The sequence below is a fragment of the Bradyrhizobium sp. USDA 3240 genome, from assembly GCF_054063295.1.
On sequence record NZ_JBSSGD010000002.1, the window covers coordinates 4,129,999 to 4,145,494 of the forward strand.

Genomic DNA, 15,496 nt, shown 5'->3' on the forward strand with positions numbered 1-15,496 from the left:
CAGATCACCCCCTCATCTGGTAGGTGGCCCCTGAACAGCGCTTACTGTGAAAGCCCTTTTCCGGGATGAGCTTCACGTCCTCAGCGAACATCGTGAACAAGCACCGCATCAAAAACTCGGCCACGTCCGTTGCGTCATGCTTGCGCTCTAGCCGCCTCGCGATCTTCGCGAGCCGCTCGGCAATATCGCGGGTGACTTCCGCAGATATGCGGGTCGGGTCAAGAGAATGCGGGTCAGTTCAGATCGCGCGCAGCCAATCCTGAACTTTCGCATCGCGAAGATCGTCCATGACGATGCGATAGGACTGACGATCGGGAAAATGAGCGTAATTCTTGCCCTGACCGGAGAAGTCAGCATAGACCTCGATGACATTTCCGACATCGACCACGAGCAAGAACGGTGGATAGCCGTGCTCAACGGGCAGTGCGCGTGCGTAGTCCTCCGCCTGCCTACGAGCAGCAAGCATAACCTGATCCCAGCCGCGCGTGCCGCGCTTGGCTTGGCCGGACTTACGTTGCGTTGCGTCTTCCGGAATCAGTAGAAGTTGATCTGAACTGAGTTTGGTGGCCTGCCGCTTGCCAGACTGTTTGGCTTCGAGAATGAAACATCCCCGCCTGTAGCAGTCGATCCGTCCCGCGGTACGTGAGCCGTCCGGGTGTTTAAACTCCACCCGCCGCTCGAAAACGTAGTCATTGAGGCTATTTTGCTCTTGCGCCATGGCAGGGCGAGGTAACGCGAGAGCAATACATAACCGCTCAATGAAAAGTTGGTAGTTGGCCAGCTCTGACCCGCCCGAGGCTTTCGCTTCGGCGATCAGAGCTTCAAGCCTATCGTTGTCTGTACGCTGATCTTTCATGCACGTCCAAAATATCCGGCGTGAACCCACGGTGGCAATAGCATTATACTCTCCCGCACTATCACCGTAACGCGTTCGGCGCAGGAGCGGACAAACAGTTCAGCCGTTCACCCCGTTTGTTAGCCCCGCGACGTCCGGCAAAGCGAATGGAGGTCGAGGCGACCAAAGCAGGACGCCTCGATCCCGTTAAGTACGACGCTCGGCCTTCACACGTTCAATCTGTCCACCGATAACACAGGCGAGCCGAAGGTGGGCGTCCGGGTTGCAATACTAAGGTCTAACAACTACCATTGTCATGTTCACCACAATAGCAATCAAAGGAAAACGGGCCTCCAAGCGATCCTTATATCTCGACTTCTTATGTATCCTAAGGAATGAGCAATAGTTGGCTATCCCGTGCGCTATAATCGACAAGGATCGGCGGCGGCGATCTGCCGCTAACCGCGAATTTAGCGCGCTCAATCCATGCAGGTTGCAGTCTATCCTTCAATTCAATATCCGACGCCAAATCGGAAGCGAAGGTCAATGAACAAGTGGGCGGACCATGAATTACGAGGAAGACATTGCAAGGCTAGAGGCCACGGGCAATTTCCGAGTACTCCGTCGCGTTCTACCAAGGGCGCGCTTTCAGCTTCCTGACGGCACGCCAGTCAAGGCGGCCGTTATACTGGACCTAGAAACGACCGGCCTGGACCCGTCCAGCGATGAAATAATTGAAATCGGAATGGTGAAGTTTCACTATTCTGTAGACGGTAGAGTTTTTGACGTCGTCGATAAATTCTCGGGTCTCAGACAGCCGTCGATCCCAATTCCTCCCAAGATAAGCCAACTCACTGGAATTACGGCCGACGACGTAGCCGGCAAACGTTTCGACATGGATTCACTTCAGGGCTTTGTCTCCGATGCGGCAATTATTATCGCACACAATGCCAGCTTTGATCGCCCGTTCTGCGAACGCCTTTCAGAAGCCTTCATCTTCAAACCCTGGGCATGCTCCATGAGCGAAATCAATTGGACGGAAGAGGGTTTTGAGAATGCGCGCTTGAGCTCGATATTGCTCCACTATGGACTATTTCACGAAGGTCACCGAGCGATCGAGGACTGCTTAGCGCTCCTTGAAGTGCTCGCGAAGCCTCTCCCCAAGAGCCGGCAGCTTGCTCTTGACGTTTTGCTCAACGAGGCTCGCCGTCCAACGGTCCGCATTTGGGCAGAGTCGGCTCCCTACGATAGTCGAAACCTATTGAAAGCGAAGGGCTACAGATGGTCAGACGGCACCAACGACAATCGTCGATGTTGGTGGATTGACATACCCGAAACTGAGGTAGCGGCCGAACTAGAGTTCTTGAAAACAACAATCTACAAAGGCGAGAACAGTATCGAAAAGCGCACCTTAACCGCCTTTGACCGCCACTCGAACAGGGCGTCATCGAACAACATTCCGGGGGAACAGTGCTAGCCCGTCTTATTCGTCAGAGGGCGCCTGAGAGGCTGGCGAGCGTGGTGTAAAGCGCTGATGAAGCGTAGGATTCGGTTGCGAAGCCAACCCCATCACCTTCCACCGCGAACGCCACGCCCGCCATGACCGATGATACGAGTCTACCCTTCTCGTTTCCAGCCGTTCACGCCAAGAAAGTCACAGCTGCCTTCGATGGCGGTCGGCTGACCTCGAACGGGGGCGTGATGCTTCTTGCGATGGCCGAGCGACGTCTCGGTTTGGCCAACAATTTGGCCCGGGTGTTCCCGGATCGGCGCGATCCGACGCGGGTCGTGCACAGCCTTGTCGATATGTTTCGCGCTCGCATGTTCGCGATCTGCTGCGGCTACGAGGACGCCGATGACCTCGATCATCTGCGGTCCGATCCCGCATTCAAGCTGGCCTGTGGACGGCTACCAGACAGCGGTCGCGATCTGTGTTCCCAACCGACGCTGTCGCGGCTGGAGAATGCTCCCCGCCTGCGCGACGTGATCCGACTGACCTACACTTTGGTCGACGCATGGATGGATAGCTACCCGCGCGAGCCTGCATCCGTCACGCTCGACATCGATGATACCTGCGATGTCGTCCACGGCCATCAGCAGCTCTCGCTGTTCAACGCTCATTATGACGAACGCTGCTTCCTGCCGATCCACGTCTACGACACGGAGAAGAGCCGGCCCGTGGCGGTCGTGCTGCGGCCCGGCAAGACGCCGGGCGGCGTCGAGGTGCGTGCCCATCTGCGCCGCCTGGTGCGGCACATCCGCACGCGATGGCACAAGACGCGAATTACGTTCCGTGGCGACGGGCACTATGCTCGGCCGGAGGCGATGACGTGGTGCGAGAACAACGGCATCGACTACATCTTCGGTCTGTCCGGTACCAGGCCGCTCGCCAGAAAAGTCGACGAGGTCGCCGACGATATCCGCACCCGACGCGCCATCGAGAACCTAGCTGTTCTGCGCGGCTATACCGAGACGCGCCACAAGGCAAAGTCCTGGGATCGCGAACGGCGCACCGTCGCCCGTATTGAGGCGACGATGCTCGGCCTCGACATCCGCTTCGTCGTCACCAGCCTCGATGTCGGCTCGGCCGAGTGGATCTACGACAGCCTGTATTGCGCGCGCGGCCAAGCCGAGAATCTGATCAAGCTGCATAAGACACAGCTCGCCTCCGATCGCACCAGCTGCCGTTCGGCGCTCGCCAATCAAGTCCGCCTCGTTCTCCACACCGCCGCTTATTGGCTGATGCTGACCGTGCGCGACGCGATTCCCAAAGCCCGGGAATTGGCCACAGCCGAGTTCGCGACGCTGCGTCTTCGTCTCTTGAAACTCGCTGCCCGTGTCGTCGAGACCACGAGCCGCATTCGCCTTGCGTTTGCCGCGGCATGTCCCGAAGCCGACCTGATCCGCGGCTTGCCAAGCGCGCTGCTGCCGCTCGGTCCTTGACCGGCGGGGCGTCCGCCCCCCGTTCGCCCAACCTACACCTCAAGCGCGTTGCAAAGTACCGGTCGTCAGGCGGTGAAAAGCCGAAGGCAATCCCGCGCGCCTCGTCAGAGCAGATGTGCGGCCACATCAATCGGACTAAAAAAACGCACTCTCACGAATAGGACGGGCTAGAAACGACCATAGAGTCTTGGCAGAACATCCAGTTTAAGCATTTATTCTACGCTTATCGGAAGGCCAAGGCAGACTGCTTTTTCGAGCGCTCGATAGGATGCGCAACTAGCTTCGTTGGGTATGAAAACAATATCTATTCCAATTTAGGGAATCTCCTTAAGGCCCTACAATTCAATCAGATCGACTCCATACTGCCTCAAATCCTTGGCACACCTCGTCTGATCGCAAAGAAGCTCAACATAGCTAAGAACTCGAATGCTCCTAAGGAAGGACACGAGTTTTTCTCTGATCCTGATCGGGCTTTCGAGAGGTTGTGCGCCTCGCACCAGCTCTCACCAGAGTTCCGACTGGTTGGCGATTTTCCCGTTGACATGCACTTGATCTCGGCGCTGTGGATCAACCTAGTAGGACACAAATTTGATGCAGCGCTAAGCAAATCGGCTTTTGGATCGCGTCTACGTCGCTATCGTCCAGGTGCTCAGATGCCTGTGCGTAACGTTGGTGAATATCACATAGAAGCAATCGGGTCTTTTCAACCATATTTTACGCCTTACAAAAGGTGGCGCAGCGGAGGCATGCAAGCGATACGGTCTGAACTTGAGGCCGATAGACCGATTGTCGCAATGTCGATGGATCTGACTAGCTATTACCATCAGATTGATCCTGCCTTCATTGCAGACACACGCTTCCTAAAAGAAATCGGTGTTGACCTGAGTCCGTGGGAGCTCGCATTTACCAAATCGCTTGCTCATTCGCTCCTGCAGTGGGGTCAAAAGGCCAAAGAGCAAATACGGTCGCTGGGCGGCCTGACTGACGATAGTTATGTCGGCGGCCTACCAATCAGCCTCTCGGCGGCTCGCTTGATCGCCAACGTTCTTTTGTTTGGATTGGATAGAGATATTGAACAAAGCCTCGTGCCAATCTTCTACGGACGTTACGTTGATGATATTTTTCTTGTTCTTCGTGATCCCGGGAACATCGGCAATGCCACGTCACTAATTTCATACATTTCTTCTCGGACCAAATCATTCCCTCCCGCGCCTGACAGTAGCGGCAGAATTTATTTGACGCTTGACGGGGGTTATCAGGGCCAGACGAAGTTGGTGCTTCAGCAGGAAAAGCAAAAAGCGTTCTTCCTGCAGGGCCGCAGTGGGCTCGACCTGCTCGATAACATCGAATCTGAAATTCGTAGCGTGTCCAGCGAGCGCCGGCTCATGCCGTCGCCCGAACATCTAGAGTCGATGGCATCGGCCAGGATATTGACAGCGGCCGGCAGTCCCTCGGAGGAGGCTGATACACTCCGGCGCGCGGATGGGCTAGCGGTACGACGGCTCGGATGGTCCATTCAACTGAGAGCTGTTGAAACATTGGCTCGAGATATTCCGGCTCGTGAATGGAAGAAGGAACGAGCTCGCTTTTACGAGTTCGCTCACAATCACATTCTCCGTCCAGACAAGATACTCGACCACATAGATTATCTACCGAGGCTGCTTTCTTTAGCTGTTGCGTTGACAGACTGGACAGAAGCAAGGCGACTGGTAGATGCCGCAAGAAGCGCTATTCAGAAGTTGAAAGCAAGGACAGTGACGCAACCAATTCGATTGAACGGCATCGAAATTGGAGAAGCAAGGCCGGATGTCTGGCGCGCCCTTGATAGCGTGGTTTGCGAACTTGCTAGAGAAGCCATAGTCAGGTCTCTTAGATGGCGCTCAAGTGATGGGACGCCGTTTCCGCTCACGGAGACTGCGGTTGAGCTTTGCGAGATGGTGGGGCTAGGCTCCGATGAGGTCGCGATACACGGGATTGCTCTGGATTTTCGGGAAGCCGACCTAGCCAAAACACCATACAAAGACCACCTACGCAGAGATGCTTATCGAAAGCGACCAACGACACCCTACGAGACGAACCTGTACGGATTGTACGTTCACGAAGCAGACCTGCGCCAATTTTTGCAGCTCTCTAACAAGGCGGCCGAATTGAGTGCCGCGCGCGTAAACGCGCGCTGTCAGAACCAAGCGCTGGAAGGCATTACTTCGTCGCTTCTTCCCTTCCTATTTCCAACTCGGCCCTACTCGACTCAAGAGATATCCCTCTACGTGCCGACCTGCATCTTCGGAAGTGACGGCAGGCCCGCTAAACAATGGGCGCGTTATACGCGCGCTGTCCGAGGCATTTGGGTTTGGAGCTCTCTCGCCGACGATGAAGCACCCGATCGGAATGATGGAAACGACGAACCACCGTCCCGCGACGTTGTGTATCTCGGAAGCCCTAGACATCCGCAGACTGTCTTGCTCGGCATCAGTAGTTTGCTAACGACTCAAGATAGTTGGAGTGCTGGTGCATCCGGTTCGCCCGACACATCGCCGCAACGTTACGAGCGCATTAAGACATTAGTGAACCAAGCGATTAACGCAAAACCGCGACCAACCCATCTTTTGTTGCCCGAACACGCGCTACCCGAGCGATGGATAAACACAATTTCGGGTTTACTGCATGACGCCGGGATCAGCCTCATAGCTGGCTTGGACTATCACGTTCACGGCACTAGCCAGATACACAGCGCTGCTGTGCTCGTTCTCACGGACGATAGACTTGGCTATCCAGCGGCGGTTCAAATTCGGCAACCGAAGGTTCTGCCGGCCCCCAAAGAGGAAGAGGAGTTGTTGAAATTATTTGGCAGAACCTGGCCCCACGATCTGCCCAAAGAAAAGCCGGTCTACGTTCACGGAGGCTTTAGTTTTGGGGTGCTCGTGTGCTCAGAACTTCAGAATGTTTCATATCGCTCCAATTTCCAGGGCAATGTTGACTGCATGGTAGTCTTATCTTGGAATCAAGATTTAGAGACATTTGGTGCTTTGGTGGAAGCAGCTAGTTTAGACGTGCACGCTCATATCGCGCTAGTCAACAATCGGATGTTCGGCGATAGTCGCGTGCGCTCTCCCGCAAAGAAACACCATGATCGCGACCTCTGCAGAATACGCGGCGGAAAGAACGAACATATTGTGGTAGTCGAGTTGGAAATTGATGGACTGCGGGCATTCCAAAGCCGTGCGAAACGATGGCCTAACGATGCCGACCTCTACAAGCCAGTGCCAGAAGGATTTTCCCTCTCCCCGCGCCGACGCGTTATACCGAGCTGACCCTCCAGCCAAAGGAGGTAAAGGATGGCGTCTAGCGGATCGAGCCGTGCGTCATGGGCACCAAGTTCAGATGCCGATAACGACTAAATTTTTCGCGAGGGCATTACATAGGTCGGCGCGAGCGATTTCCCCCGTGCAGGGGTTGTATTGGCGAATCTTAGTCACAACGCGGTCACAGTGGTCACACCAATTCTTCTTACCTTGGCTTGACCCTATGGGGGGTATCACCCTAAGCTGTTTGCACTGATCGCCTGTGTTTCTGGGGATTTTTGAGACTGCGCGCAGAGAGACACCAAGCCTACCCGACGAGCTGAGTTGCCCTCCGAAGGCAAAGGTCACACGTTCGAATCGTGTCGGGTGCGCCACTTCATTGTCGGGTTTGTCGTCCGGCCATGGTGCCGGCCGATCTGCCGGGTTTCAGCAGACCGGCCTAGCCTCAATGATGAGCCGACACGCTCTTCATGTATTGGGACATCAGATCGGCACCGGCAAAGTGGCCTATCTCCCCCAGGCTGACCATGCCGACCATCCGTTTGCTCTTGTTGATGACAGGTAGCCTGCGGATCTTCAGCGTCTCCATGTGATGCACCGCTTTCGCAAGATCGTCGTCTTCGCGGCAGCAGTGGATTCCTTCGGTCATCACATCGCGCGCTGTGGTGCGCGTAGAGTTGAAGTCCTTGCTCGCAAGACCTTTGCAGACAAGATCGCGATCCGTCACCATCCCGATCAGACGATCGTTTTGCCCGACCGGAATGCAGCCGACGTCGTGCCCTTGCATCAATTTCGCGATTTCAGTGATCGGGGTATCGGGGCTGACCCAATCGACGCCCTTGTGCATCACATCCTTGACCTTCATGGAGGACCTCCCTTGCAAGGCAGCAGCCCCCTCGCTCGCAACTATACGACAGATCGGGCGTGACCGCATGCGTGCTGCGCCTTGGTCAGGGCGCAGCGAGCAGGGCGCCGCAATTCGATCCCTAATTTGGCCGCCGTGCCAGGTCTAGGTTCCGGGCTTTGTCCAGATTGCTGGCCTCTGCCAGGGCGGCCGCGCCCGGCAGGACGGCCGACGCAAGGTCGGTCCCGGTGAAATCGGCACCGGCGAGATTGGCGCCGGATAGATCTGCTCCCGCAAGGTCAGCCTTGTTGAGGTTGCAGTTCGCCAAATTGGCATTCTGCAACTGCGCGAATTCGAGATCGGCGCGCGAGAGATTGGCGCCGCTCAGATCCGCATTCCGGAGATCGGCGGATTTGAGCACGCCACGCATCAGGCCCATCGATTGGTTGCGCATATCGGCGCTCAAATCCGCGCCCGCGAGCTTGGCCCCGATCAGGCTGGAGCCGGATAGATCGGCGGTGATGCGAGCGCCGCTCAAATCGGCGCCGCCAAGCTTGGCGCGCTGCATCTGCGTGCCGAGCAGCGTCGCCTTGACGAGGGACGCCCCCGTCAGATCTGCGTCGATGAGCCAAGCCTGGTTCAGTATGGCCCGATCGAAGCGCGCTGCTTTCAAATTGGTTCGGTTGAGCTTTACGAGATGAAGGTTGCCGCCGGAGAAGTCGAGGCCCGCGAGATCGAGGTGCGACAGCCGCTTTCCTTCCAAATCTGCGCCGCGTCGGTCCCCCTGAGGCGCGACCTTGAGGAGCGCGTCGACTTCGGCGCGCGTCATCTCCGACGTCGTCATCTCGGGACTTTCGAGGTCGACGCCGCGCAACATGTCCTGCGACATGGCGGCAATCGGATCAACGAGCAGCGCCGCCATCGATACAAGGGCAAATGCGAGACGAAACCGCATCGCCGTCTTTCCGCTTTTGAGGTATCGCCGCTTCGCATCTTCGCATCGGCCCCGCCGTGGAGATGCAGTTCCGGCTTCAGAGTATGAAGCCGGATCACGATCCTGGCAATGCTCGTGACCGTTTCGTGCGAAGGAACGAGCCTCAGCAGGTCGTGCTTTCACGACATCGGGGATTTGCGTCAGGGGTCCGCTCCGCCGCGAAACCCACGGCTTTGGCAGCGAGACAACGGGCCGACCCGAGCCGGCCGCGCTTCTCAGCTTCGGCTCAGCAGCTGCCAGGTCGATGTGGCATGCGCGATCGGCTCGCCGGACGCGGTGGAGGCCTGAGACTGCAGGAAGAAGGTCTTCCGGCCACGCTTCAGGAAGGTCGCGTGACAGGTCACGCGTCCTTCGCGGACCGCGGCGAGATACTGCACCTTCATCTCGAGCGTGGTGCCGGCACCCGCGACGTGGTTGACGAGATGCCCCATCGAGATGTCGAGCGCGGTCGCGAGAACCCCGCCGTGCAGCGTGCCTTGCGGGTTGAACAGCGGCCTCTCGACGTCGAAGGAGACGATGCACGCCTCGCCTTGGTAGGCGATCTCGAGGCCGAAGAAGCGCGACAGGAAGAACGACCCGAATTCCTGCCGCTCGTCTTCGACGGCGCGACGCATCATCTGCTCAGCGATATCTCTCATGACGACACTCTCATGACGACTCAAATGGGCGATCGCACCAAGGTCCGTCCAAAGTCTCCGAACGCGCCTTCGAGGGCGAATCTCTCGAGCCGATCGTCGGTCCAGCCGCGCCATTCCGCAAGCACCTCGCGGGTGTGTTCGCCGAGCATCGGCGGTGGCGTGGAAGGCGCCGGCGGTTCGTCGCCGAACCGCGTCGGCCGGGCGATGAACTTGACGTCCCCTGCCGCAGGATGGCTGACGGTCTGGACCATGCCGCGCTGCGTGAGTTGCGGCGCCTCGCAGACTTCGCCGACGGACTTGATCGCGCCGCAGGGAATGCCGGCCGCGGCGAGCGCCTGCAGCCAATCGGCGCGGCTCCTGCGAGCGAAGATGGGGGCGAGGATCGCCACGAGATCGTTGCGGCTCGCCGCGCGCTTAGGGGCGGTTTCGAAACGCGTATCTTCGCGCAGGTCCGGGCGGTCGATTACGTCGCAAAAGGCCGCCCAGAACTTGTCGTTCGCGACCCCGACATTGATCCAGCCGTCACTCGCCTCGAACGGTTCGTACGGGCTGATGGTCGGATGGACGTTGCCCCGGCGTTTGGGGCTTTGTCCCGACGCGAAGTACATGCCGGCGTTGAACGTCAGCAGCGACGCCATGGCGTCGAGCATGGAGACGTCGACCCGGCCGCCCTCGCCCGTCCGGCTCTTCCGCATCAACGCGGCGAGCACCGAATGCGACGCGTACAGACCGGTGACGAGATCGGCGATCGAGGTGCCGACCTTGGTCGGCGGCCCCTTGGGATCACCGGTGATGTCCATCACGCCGGATTCGCCCTGCAGGATCAGATCATAGCCGGGGCGCAAGGCGTCCGCACCGGTACGGCCGAACCCAGAGATGCTGCACAGGATGATGTCGCCCTTGCGGGCGCGCAGCGCGTCGAAGCCGAGCCCCCATTTGTCCAGGGTACCCGGGCGGAAATTCTCGATCACGACGTCGGCGGCGGATGCAAGATCGAGCACCGCTTCGCGCCCCGCCGGCGACTTCAGATTGATGGCGCAACTGCGCTTGTTGCGGTTCACCGAGAGGAAATACGCGCTCTCGCCGCCGACGAAGGGCGGTCCGTAGCGGCGGCTTTCGTCGCCCTGCCGCGGATCCTCGATCTTGACGATGTCGGCGCCGAGATCGCCGAGCTGCATCGTGGCAAACGGACCGGAGACCACGCGGCAGAGATCGAGCACCCTGATGCCCGACAGCGGCTCGCGATCAGACGATCGCATCGGCGAGGTCCTTCATCGACGGTACCAGGATATCGGGCTGGTGCGGCGTGATGCCGAACGGGCGGCTGCGCCGGTCGATGAAGGCGGTGCGCATGCCGGCGGACTTGGCGCCGATACAGTCGAAGGCGTGGTTGGCGACGAACAGCACTTGATCGGGCTTCACACCCATGATCTCGGCCGCTTTGGTATAGGTCGCGACATGCGGCTTGAACGAATTGGCTTCCGCCACCGAGATCACGCGATCGAACGGGACCTTGTGGTACTGCTTCGCGGTCTCGAGCATGTCCGGATCGCCGTTCGACAGCACCACTAGCTTGTATTTGGCTTGCAACCGCGCCAGCGCTTCCGGCACCTCCGGAAACGGCACCAGCTTTTCGATCTCGCCGACAAGATAGCGCACGTCGTCCATCGTGTAGTCGATCTTGGCGCGGTCCATCACGTGGGACACCGCGCGGTGTCCGATCTCGCGATAGGGCGTGTGCTCGCGATGCAGCAGCGCGTCGATCATCGAATTCTCGAAATGCGTGCGCCGCCACCATGTGACGAAGGAATTCGGGTCGCCCTTCCAGCCCTTCTTCGCAAGGAACGGCGTCGCGATCCTGGTCAGGCCGCCCTGCATGTCGACGACCGTGCCGTACTGATCGAACATGCAGATCTTCACTTCGCGCTTGATGGTCTCAAAGCTCATTGATGCCTCCTGGGTTCAGGCGATTGGATACGCGCTGCGCTGCCATAGATGAAATGGATTTGTGATCTCTGACTATTCACTATATGAATGACGGCATGAACCTCCGATCCATCGACCTCAATCTGCTCGTCGCGTTGGACGCACTGCTGACCGAGCGTCATGTCACCAAGGCAGCCGACCGCGTCGGCCTCAGTCAACCTGCGATGAGCAACGCGCTCAACCGGCTGCGCGCGATGTTCGAGGACGAGCTTCTGGTGCGGACGACGAGCGGGATGAAGCCCACGCCCCGCGCCACCGAATTGGCGGAGCCGCTGCGCCAGGTGCTGCGCCAGGTCGAGCGCGTGATGGCGAGCGATGCCGGCTTCGATCCAGCCCGGACGGAACGCGCCTTCACGATCAGGATGTCGGATATCCTTGCGTGTCTGCTGCTGCCGCGACTTGCCGCGGCGCGGCCGCCGGACGCGCGGATCTCCTACAACATCATCCATCTGCCGCCTTCGCTCACGATCGATGCGCTGGAGCGGGACGAGATCGACGTCGCGGTCAGCATGGGGCTCGAGCATTCCGCATCGATCCGTTCCGAGACGCTGCTGCGCGACCGCATGGTCTGCCTGATGCGGAGCGGTCACCCGATCAAGCGCGGGCGGCTGACCTTCGAGCGCTTCATCGCGCAGGAGCACATGAAGGTCTCGATGAGCCCGACCGATCTTCGCTTCGTCGACGATGTGCTCGCCGAACGCGGCCATCGACGGCGCATCACGCTGAATGTGCCGCATTGGCTGGTCGTGCCTCATGTCTTGAAGAGCGCCGATCTGCTCGCCGTGATGCCGAGGCATCTCGCCGCCGTGCTGATGGACGACGGCCTGCGGATGGAAGAACTGCCGTTCGAGTCCGCGCCGTTCGACTGGATGTTGTACTGGCATCGCAGATACGATCAGAGCAATGCCAACGGCTGGCTCCGTGATCGGCTCAGGGCGGCGTGCTCCGATCTGGGCTAGGCCCCGATGTCCGCCGGCCTCCTCGCGATGGACGGCTCGCTTCCTGCCTCGGCGTCCGTGACGGCTGACGCATCCTCCAATGAGCGTCCCTTGGTCTCGAATCCGAACACCAGAAACACCACGGCCTGGAACACGAGGATGCCGGCCAGCGCCGTCAGCACGCCGGTCAACCCTTGCCAGGCGAAGATCGCGACCACGACGTACTGCACCAGCGCGGTCGCGATGCGTCCGGACGTGGCGCAGATCGCGGTGCCGCGAAGCCGATAGCGCGTCGGGAACAGTTCGGGGACGTGCATCGCGAACCCGGTCGCCAGCATGACGTAGATCGCGGTGACCAGCAGGAAACCAATGCCCGCGAGCGCAACGCCATCCGGCATATGCGGATAGGCGATACCGAGCACGGCTGCCGCAATCGACGAGCAGACGATCGAGAGCCGGCGTCCCAATCGATCCGCCAGCACGAGCCCGATCAGCGATCCGACCGGACCGCCCAGCGCCATCACGGTGGTGTAGCCCAGCGAGGAGACCACGCTGTGGCCGCCCTTGACCATGAAGGTCGGCAGCCAGCCGATGAACCCGTAGAGACTGAAGCCGACGACGATGTGCAGCAGGCTGCCGAGCAGCGTGCGCGCCAGATATGGCGGCTGGAACAGGCGCCACACCGCACCGGGCGATTCCTGCGCCGGCGCGCCGGCGACGACGGCAACCAGCGTTCCCTTGCGCGCGGCCTCCGCTTCGATTGCCGACAGAATCTTCTCGGCCTCATCGGCGCGGGCGTTGGCGGCAAGCCAGCGCGGCGATTCCGGCATCGACTTGCGCAAGAACCAGACGATCATCGCCAGGATGCCGACGAGGGCGAACATGTAGCGCCATCCAAGCGTCGGGATCATCCACAGGCCGATCATGGACGACGCGAAAAGCGAGAAGTTGGTGATCACGGCCAAGAGCCCGATCCAGCGTCCACGCGAAGCCGCCGGCACGAACTCCGTCAAGGTCGCATAGCCGACCACGATCTCCGCGCCGAGTCCGATGCCGATGATGAAGCGCAGGCCGATCAGGACGATCATGCTGGGTGCGAAGGCCGCCGCGATCGACGCGAGGCCGAAGATCGCGAGGTTCATCTGGTAGGAGAAGCGGCGACCGAAGCGGTCGCCAAGGATACCGGAGAACCAGGCCCCGATCGTCATTCCGACGAAGGTCGCGGAGACGAAGGCGGCGTTGAGCTCGAGCGTCGACCAGCCTTCCTTGAGCACCGCGCCCAGCACGCCGCCAGCGAGATAAATGTCGAATGCATCGAGGAACATGCCGGCGCCGATCAGGGCCAGGATACGCCAGTGGAAACCACAGATCGGCAGCCTGTCGAGGCGTGCGCCCGCGTTGATGTCGATGTCGGCGGATCGCGCCATTCCAAACCTCCCTGCCCGGCTTTATGCGAGCCGGATGTTCCGATCGTCGATTGATGACGCGCAGGGGGTCGTCGTCCAATTCAAAACGAAAATTCGACTATTTGGCGCAGTGATGAAGCCGACGCGAGCGCGCGCTCGCGTTCCATCCTGACACCGAGCTGACTTGCATCTGTCGTCGTTAACGATCCCGCTGTCGCGCGATCACGTGATCGCGTGTCAGCGCGCACATTCACAACGGGTTCATGCCGGCGCGGCTATTCGAGTCCGAAGCTGGGGGAAGCAAGATTGGAGTATCTGCCATGCGCCGCATCGCCGGACTGCCTCTCGCTCTGGCTCTTAGCCTCTGCTGTCTTTCACCACCTGCGCCAGCGCGCGCGCAGCTCGCCATCAGCATCAGCGTCGATGCGGCACCGCCGCCATTGCCGGTGTACGAGCAGCCGCCGATCCCCGGCGACGGCTATATCTGGACGCCGGGCTATTGGGCGTGGAGCGACGATATCGGTTACTACTGGGTGCCCGGCACGTGGGTGCTTCCGCCCGCACCAGAGTTGCTATGGACGCCCGGCTACTGGGGCTGGAACGATGGCGCCTACGGCTTCCACGCCGGATATTGGGGAGCGAGCGTCGGCTTCTACGGCGGCATCGCATACGGCTTCGGCTATACCGGCCTCGGCTATGACGGCGGCTATTGGCGCGGCGGCAGCTTCTTCTACAACCGCTCCGTCACCAACATCACGAATGTCTCGGTCACCAACGTCTACAACAAGACCGTCATCAACAACACGACCAACGTCAGCTACAACGGCGGCACCGGCGGCATCACAGTGAGACCGACGCCGCAACAGCTCGCCGCCGCGAACGAGCACCACGTGGCCGCGACCGGCGAGCAGACGCGGCACGCGGAAGCGGCGATGAAGGATCCGGCGCTGACGCTTGCCAACAATCACGGTCATCCGGCGATCGCCGCGACCGCGCACGCGGCACGGTTCAGCGGCGCGGGCGTGATCGCCGCGCATCCAGGCAAGCCAATCGCGGCACCTCCGCCCCGGCATACGCAGCCCGCGACCGGCCACGCTCTGCCGACGGGAAACGCCCTGCCGCCAGGACACGCTCTGCCGAGCGGAAACGCTCTGCCGGCAACACATGCATTGCCGATGGGGCACGCCCTGCCCACCGGAAACGCGCTACCGCCGACACACGCGTCGACAACGGGACACGCCTTGCCCGCGGCAAGCGCTTCGCCGGCTGCACACGCACTGCCGACGGGACACGCTCGGCCTGTTGCCGTCAACCATCCCGCTCCGGCACCGCACGTCGCAGCGCCAGCCGTGCATGCGCCGAGACCGCAATTCGCACAGCATGCACCACCGCCGCCACGTGCGGTCGTGCATCCGCCGGCCGTGCACCGTCCTCCGCCGCCGCCCCGGCGTGCGCCACCGCCGCATGTGTCACGGCCGGCACCGCGGCCGCATCCTGCGCCACGGCCGCATCCTGCTGCGAGGCCGCATCCGGCGCCACACAAGCACTGACGATCCAGTTCATCGGCGTGCCTGCAAGGGCACGCCGATTTCGTATCAAACCCATCGCTG

General features: G+C 60.2%; 13 protein-coding genes. 5 read left to right on the plus strand and 8 right to left on the minus strand.

What is annotated here, in order from left to right:
• Nucleotides 1-4 precede the first annotated feature (4 nt).
• Both ACVIGA_RS20190 and ACVIGA_RS20195 read right to left on the minus strand, forming a co-directional pair.
• A complete protein-coding gene (locus ACVIGA_RS20190) occupies nt 5-124 on the minus strand; it encodes a type IIL restriction-modification enzyme MmeI (protein WP_456667709.1) in 120 nt (39 codons plus the stop codon).
• A 114-nt stretch (nt 125-238) separates the two neighbouring features.
• Complete coding sequence (locus ACVIGA_RS20195) at nt 239-856, minus strand: type IIL restriction-modification enzyme MmeI (RefSeq protein ID WP_456667710.1); 618 nt, start codon at nt 854-856, stop codon at nt 239-241.
• Nucleotides 857-1,400: 544 nt separating this feature from the next.
• Here ACVIGA_RS20195 and ACVIGA_RS20200 point away from each other — a divergent pair.
• From ACVIGA_RS20200 to ACVIGA_RS20210, 3 genes are all read left to right on the plus strand, one after another.
• Nucleotides 1,401-2,312 (plus strand): 3'-5' exonuclease, encoded by a 912-nt coding sequence (locus ACVIGA_RS20200; RefSeq protein ID WP_456667711.1) that lies wholly within the window; start codon nt 1,401-1,403, stop codon nt 2,310-2,312.
• A 122-nt stretch (nt 2,313-2,434) separates the two neighbouring features.
• On the plus strand, nt 2,435-3,778 hold the full coding sequence (locus tag ACVIGA_RS20205; RefSeq protein WP_456666119.1) for an IS1380 family transposase: 1,344 nt from the start codon (nt 2,435-2,437) through the stop codon (nt 3,776-3,778).
• Between the two features lie 794 nt (nt 3,779-4,572).
• On the plus strand, nt 4,573-7,089 hold the full coding sequence (locus tag ACVIGA_RS20210) for an RNA-directed DNA polymerase (protein ID WP_456667712.1): 2,517 nt from the start codon (nt 4,573-4,575) through the stop codon (nt 7,087-7,089).
• A gap of 436 nt (nt 7,090-7,525) precedes the next feature.
• Here the strand turns inward: ACVIGA_RS20210 and ACVIGA_RS20215 are convergent, their stop codons facing one another.
• From ACVIGA_RS20215 to ACVIGA_RS20235, 5 genes are all read right to left on the minus strand, one after another.
• Nucleotides 7,526-7,945, minus strand: coding sequence for a CBS domain-containing protein (locus ACVIGA_RS20215; protein ID WP_456667713.1), 420 nt, complete (start codon nt 7,943-7,945; stop codon nt 7,526-7,528).
• Nucleotides 7,946-8,066: 121 nt separating this feature from the next.
• Nucleotides 8,067-8,879 carry a pentapeptide repeat-containing protein gene (locus ACVIGA_RS20220; RefSeq protein WP_456667714.1) on the minus strand — a complete coding sequence of 271 codons (813 nt, stop codon included), beginning with the start codon at nt 8,877-8,879 and terminating at the stop codon, nt 8,067-8,069.
• 254 nt (nt 8,880-9,133) lie between these two features.
• Nucleotides 9,134-9,556 (minus strand): PaaI family thioesterase, encoded by a 423-nt coding sequence (locus ACVIGA_RS20225; protein WP_456667715.1) that lies wholly within the window; start codon nt 9,554-9,556, stop codon nt 9,134-9,136.
• Between the two features lie 20 nt (nt 9,557-9,576).
• Nucleotides 9,577-10,815, minus strand: coding sequence for a CaiB/BaiF CoA transferase family protein (locus ACVIGA_RS20230; protein ID WP_456667716.1), 1,239 nt, complete (start codon nt 10,813-10,815; stop codon nt 9,577-9,579).
• Complete coding sequence (locus ACVIGA_RS20235; protein ID WP_223971808.1) at nt 10,802-11,503, minus strand: haloacid dehalogenase type II; 702 nt, start codon at nt 11,501-11,503, stop codon at nt 10,802-10,804. The genes ACVIGA_RS20230 and ACVIGA_RS20235 overlap by 14 nt, the downstream gene beginning before the upstream one ends.
• A 95-nt stretch (nt 11,504-11,598) precedes the next feature.
• Here ACVIGA_RS20235 and ACVIGA_RS20240 point away from each other — a divergent pair, with 95 nt between their 5' ends.
• On the plus strand, nt 11,599-12,501 hold the full coding sequence (locus ACVIGA_RS20240; RefSeq protein ID WP_456667717.1) for a LysR family transcriptional regulator: 903 nt from the start codon (nt 11,599-11,601) through the stop codon (nt 12,499-12,501).
• On the opposite strand, the gene ACVIGA_RS20245 is transcribed toward ACVIGA_RS20240, so the two are convergent.
• On the minus strand, nt 12,498-13,907 hold the full coding sequence (locus ACVIGA_RS20245) for an MFS transporter (RefSeq protein WP_456667718.1): 1,410 nt from the start codon (nt 13,905-13,907) through the stop codon (nt 12,498-12,500). The two genes, ACVIGA_RS20240 and ACVIGA_RS20245, sit on opposite strands and share 4 nt — an antisense overlap.
• Nucleotides 13,908-14,206: 299 nt before the next feature.
• Here ACVIGA_RS20245 and ACVIGA_RS20250 point away from each other — a divergent pair, with 299 nt between their 5' ends.
• On the plus strand, nt 14,207-15,436 hold the full coding sequence (locus tag ACVIGA_RS20250) for a YXWGXW repeat-containing protein (RefSeq protein WP_456667719.1): 1,230 nt from the start codon (nt 14,207-14,209) through the stop codon (nt 15,434-15,436).
• Nucleotides 15,437-15,496: the final 60 nt, after the last annotated feature.

Coding starts and splice junctions, on each gene's coding strand:
- ACVIGA_RS20195 (WP_456667710.1), bottom strand. CDS start 856: ATGAAAGATCAGCGTACAGACAACGATAGGCTTGAAGCTCTGATCGCC.
- ACVIGA_RS20200 (WP_456667711.1), top strand. CDS start 1,401: ATGAATTACGAGGAAGACATTGCAAGGCTAGAGGCCACGGGCAATTTC.
- ACVIGA_RS20205 (WP_456666119.1), top strand. CDS start 2,435: ATGACCGATGATACGAGTCTACCCTTCTCGTTTCCAGCCGTTCACGCC.
- ACVIGA_RS20210 (WP_456667712.1), top strand. CDS start 4,573: ATGTCGATGGATCTGACTAGCTATTACCATCAGATTGATCCTGCCTTC.
- ACVIGA_RS20215 (WP_456667713.1), bottom strand. CDS start 7,945: ATGAAGGTCAAGGATGTGATGCACAAGGGCGTCGATTGGGTCAGCCCC.
- ACVIGA_RS20220 (WP_456667714.1), bottom strand. CDS start 8,879: ATGCGGTTTCGTCTCGCATTTGCCCTTGTATCGATGGCGGCGCTGCTC.
- ACVIGA_RS20225 (WP_456667715.1), bottom strand. CDS start 9,556: ATGAGAGATATCGCTGAGCAGATGATGCGTCGCGCCGTCGAAGACGAG.
- ACVIGA_RS20230 (WP_456667716.1), bottom strand. CDS start 10,815: ATGCGATCGTCTGATCGCGAGCCGCTGTCGGGCATCAGGGTGCTCGAT.
- ACVIGA_RS20235 (WP_223971808.1), bottom strand. CDS start 11,503: ATGAGCTTTGAGACCATCAAGCGCGAAGTGAAGATCTGCATGTTCGAT.
- ACVIGA_RS20240 (WP_456667717.1), top strand. CDS start 11,599: ATGAACCTCCGATCCATCGACCTCAATCTGCTCGTCGCGTTGGACGCA.
- ACVIGA_RS20245 (WP_456667718.1), bottom strand. CDS start 13,907: ATGGCGCGATCCGCCGACATCGACATCAACGCGGGCGCACGCCTCGAC.
- ACVIGA_RS20250 (WP_456667719.1), top strand. CDS start 14,207: ATGCGCCGCATCGCCGGACTGCCTCTCGCTCTGGCTCTTAGCCTCTGC.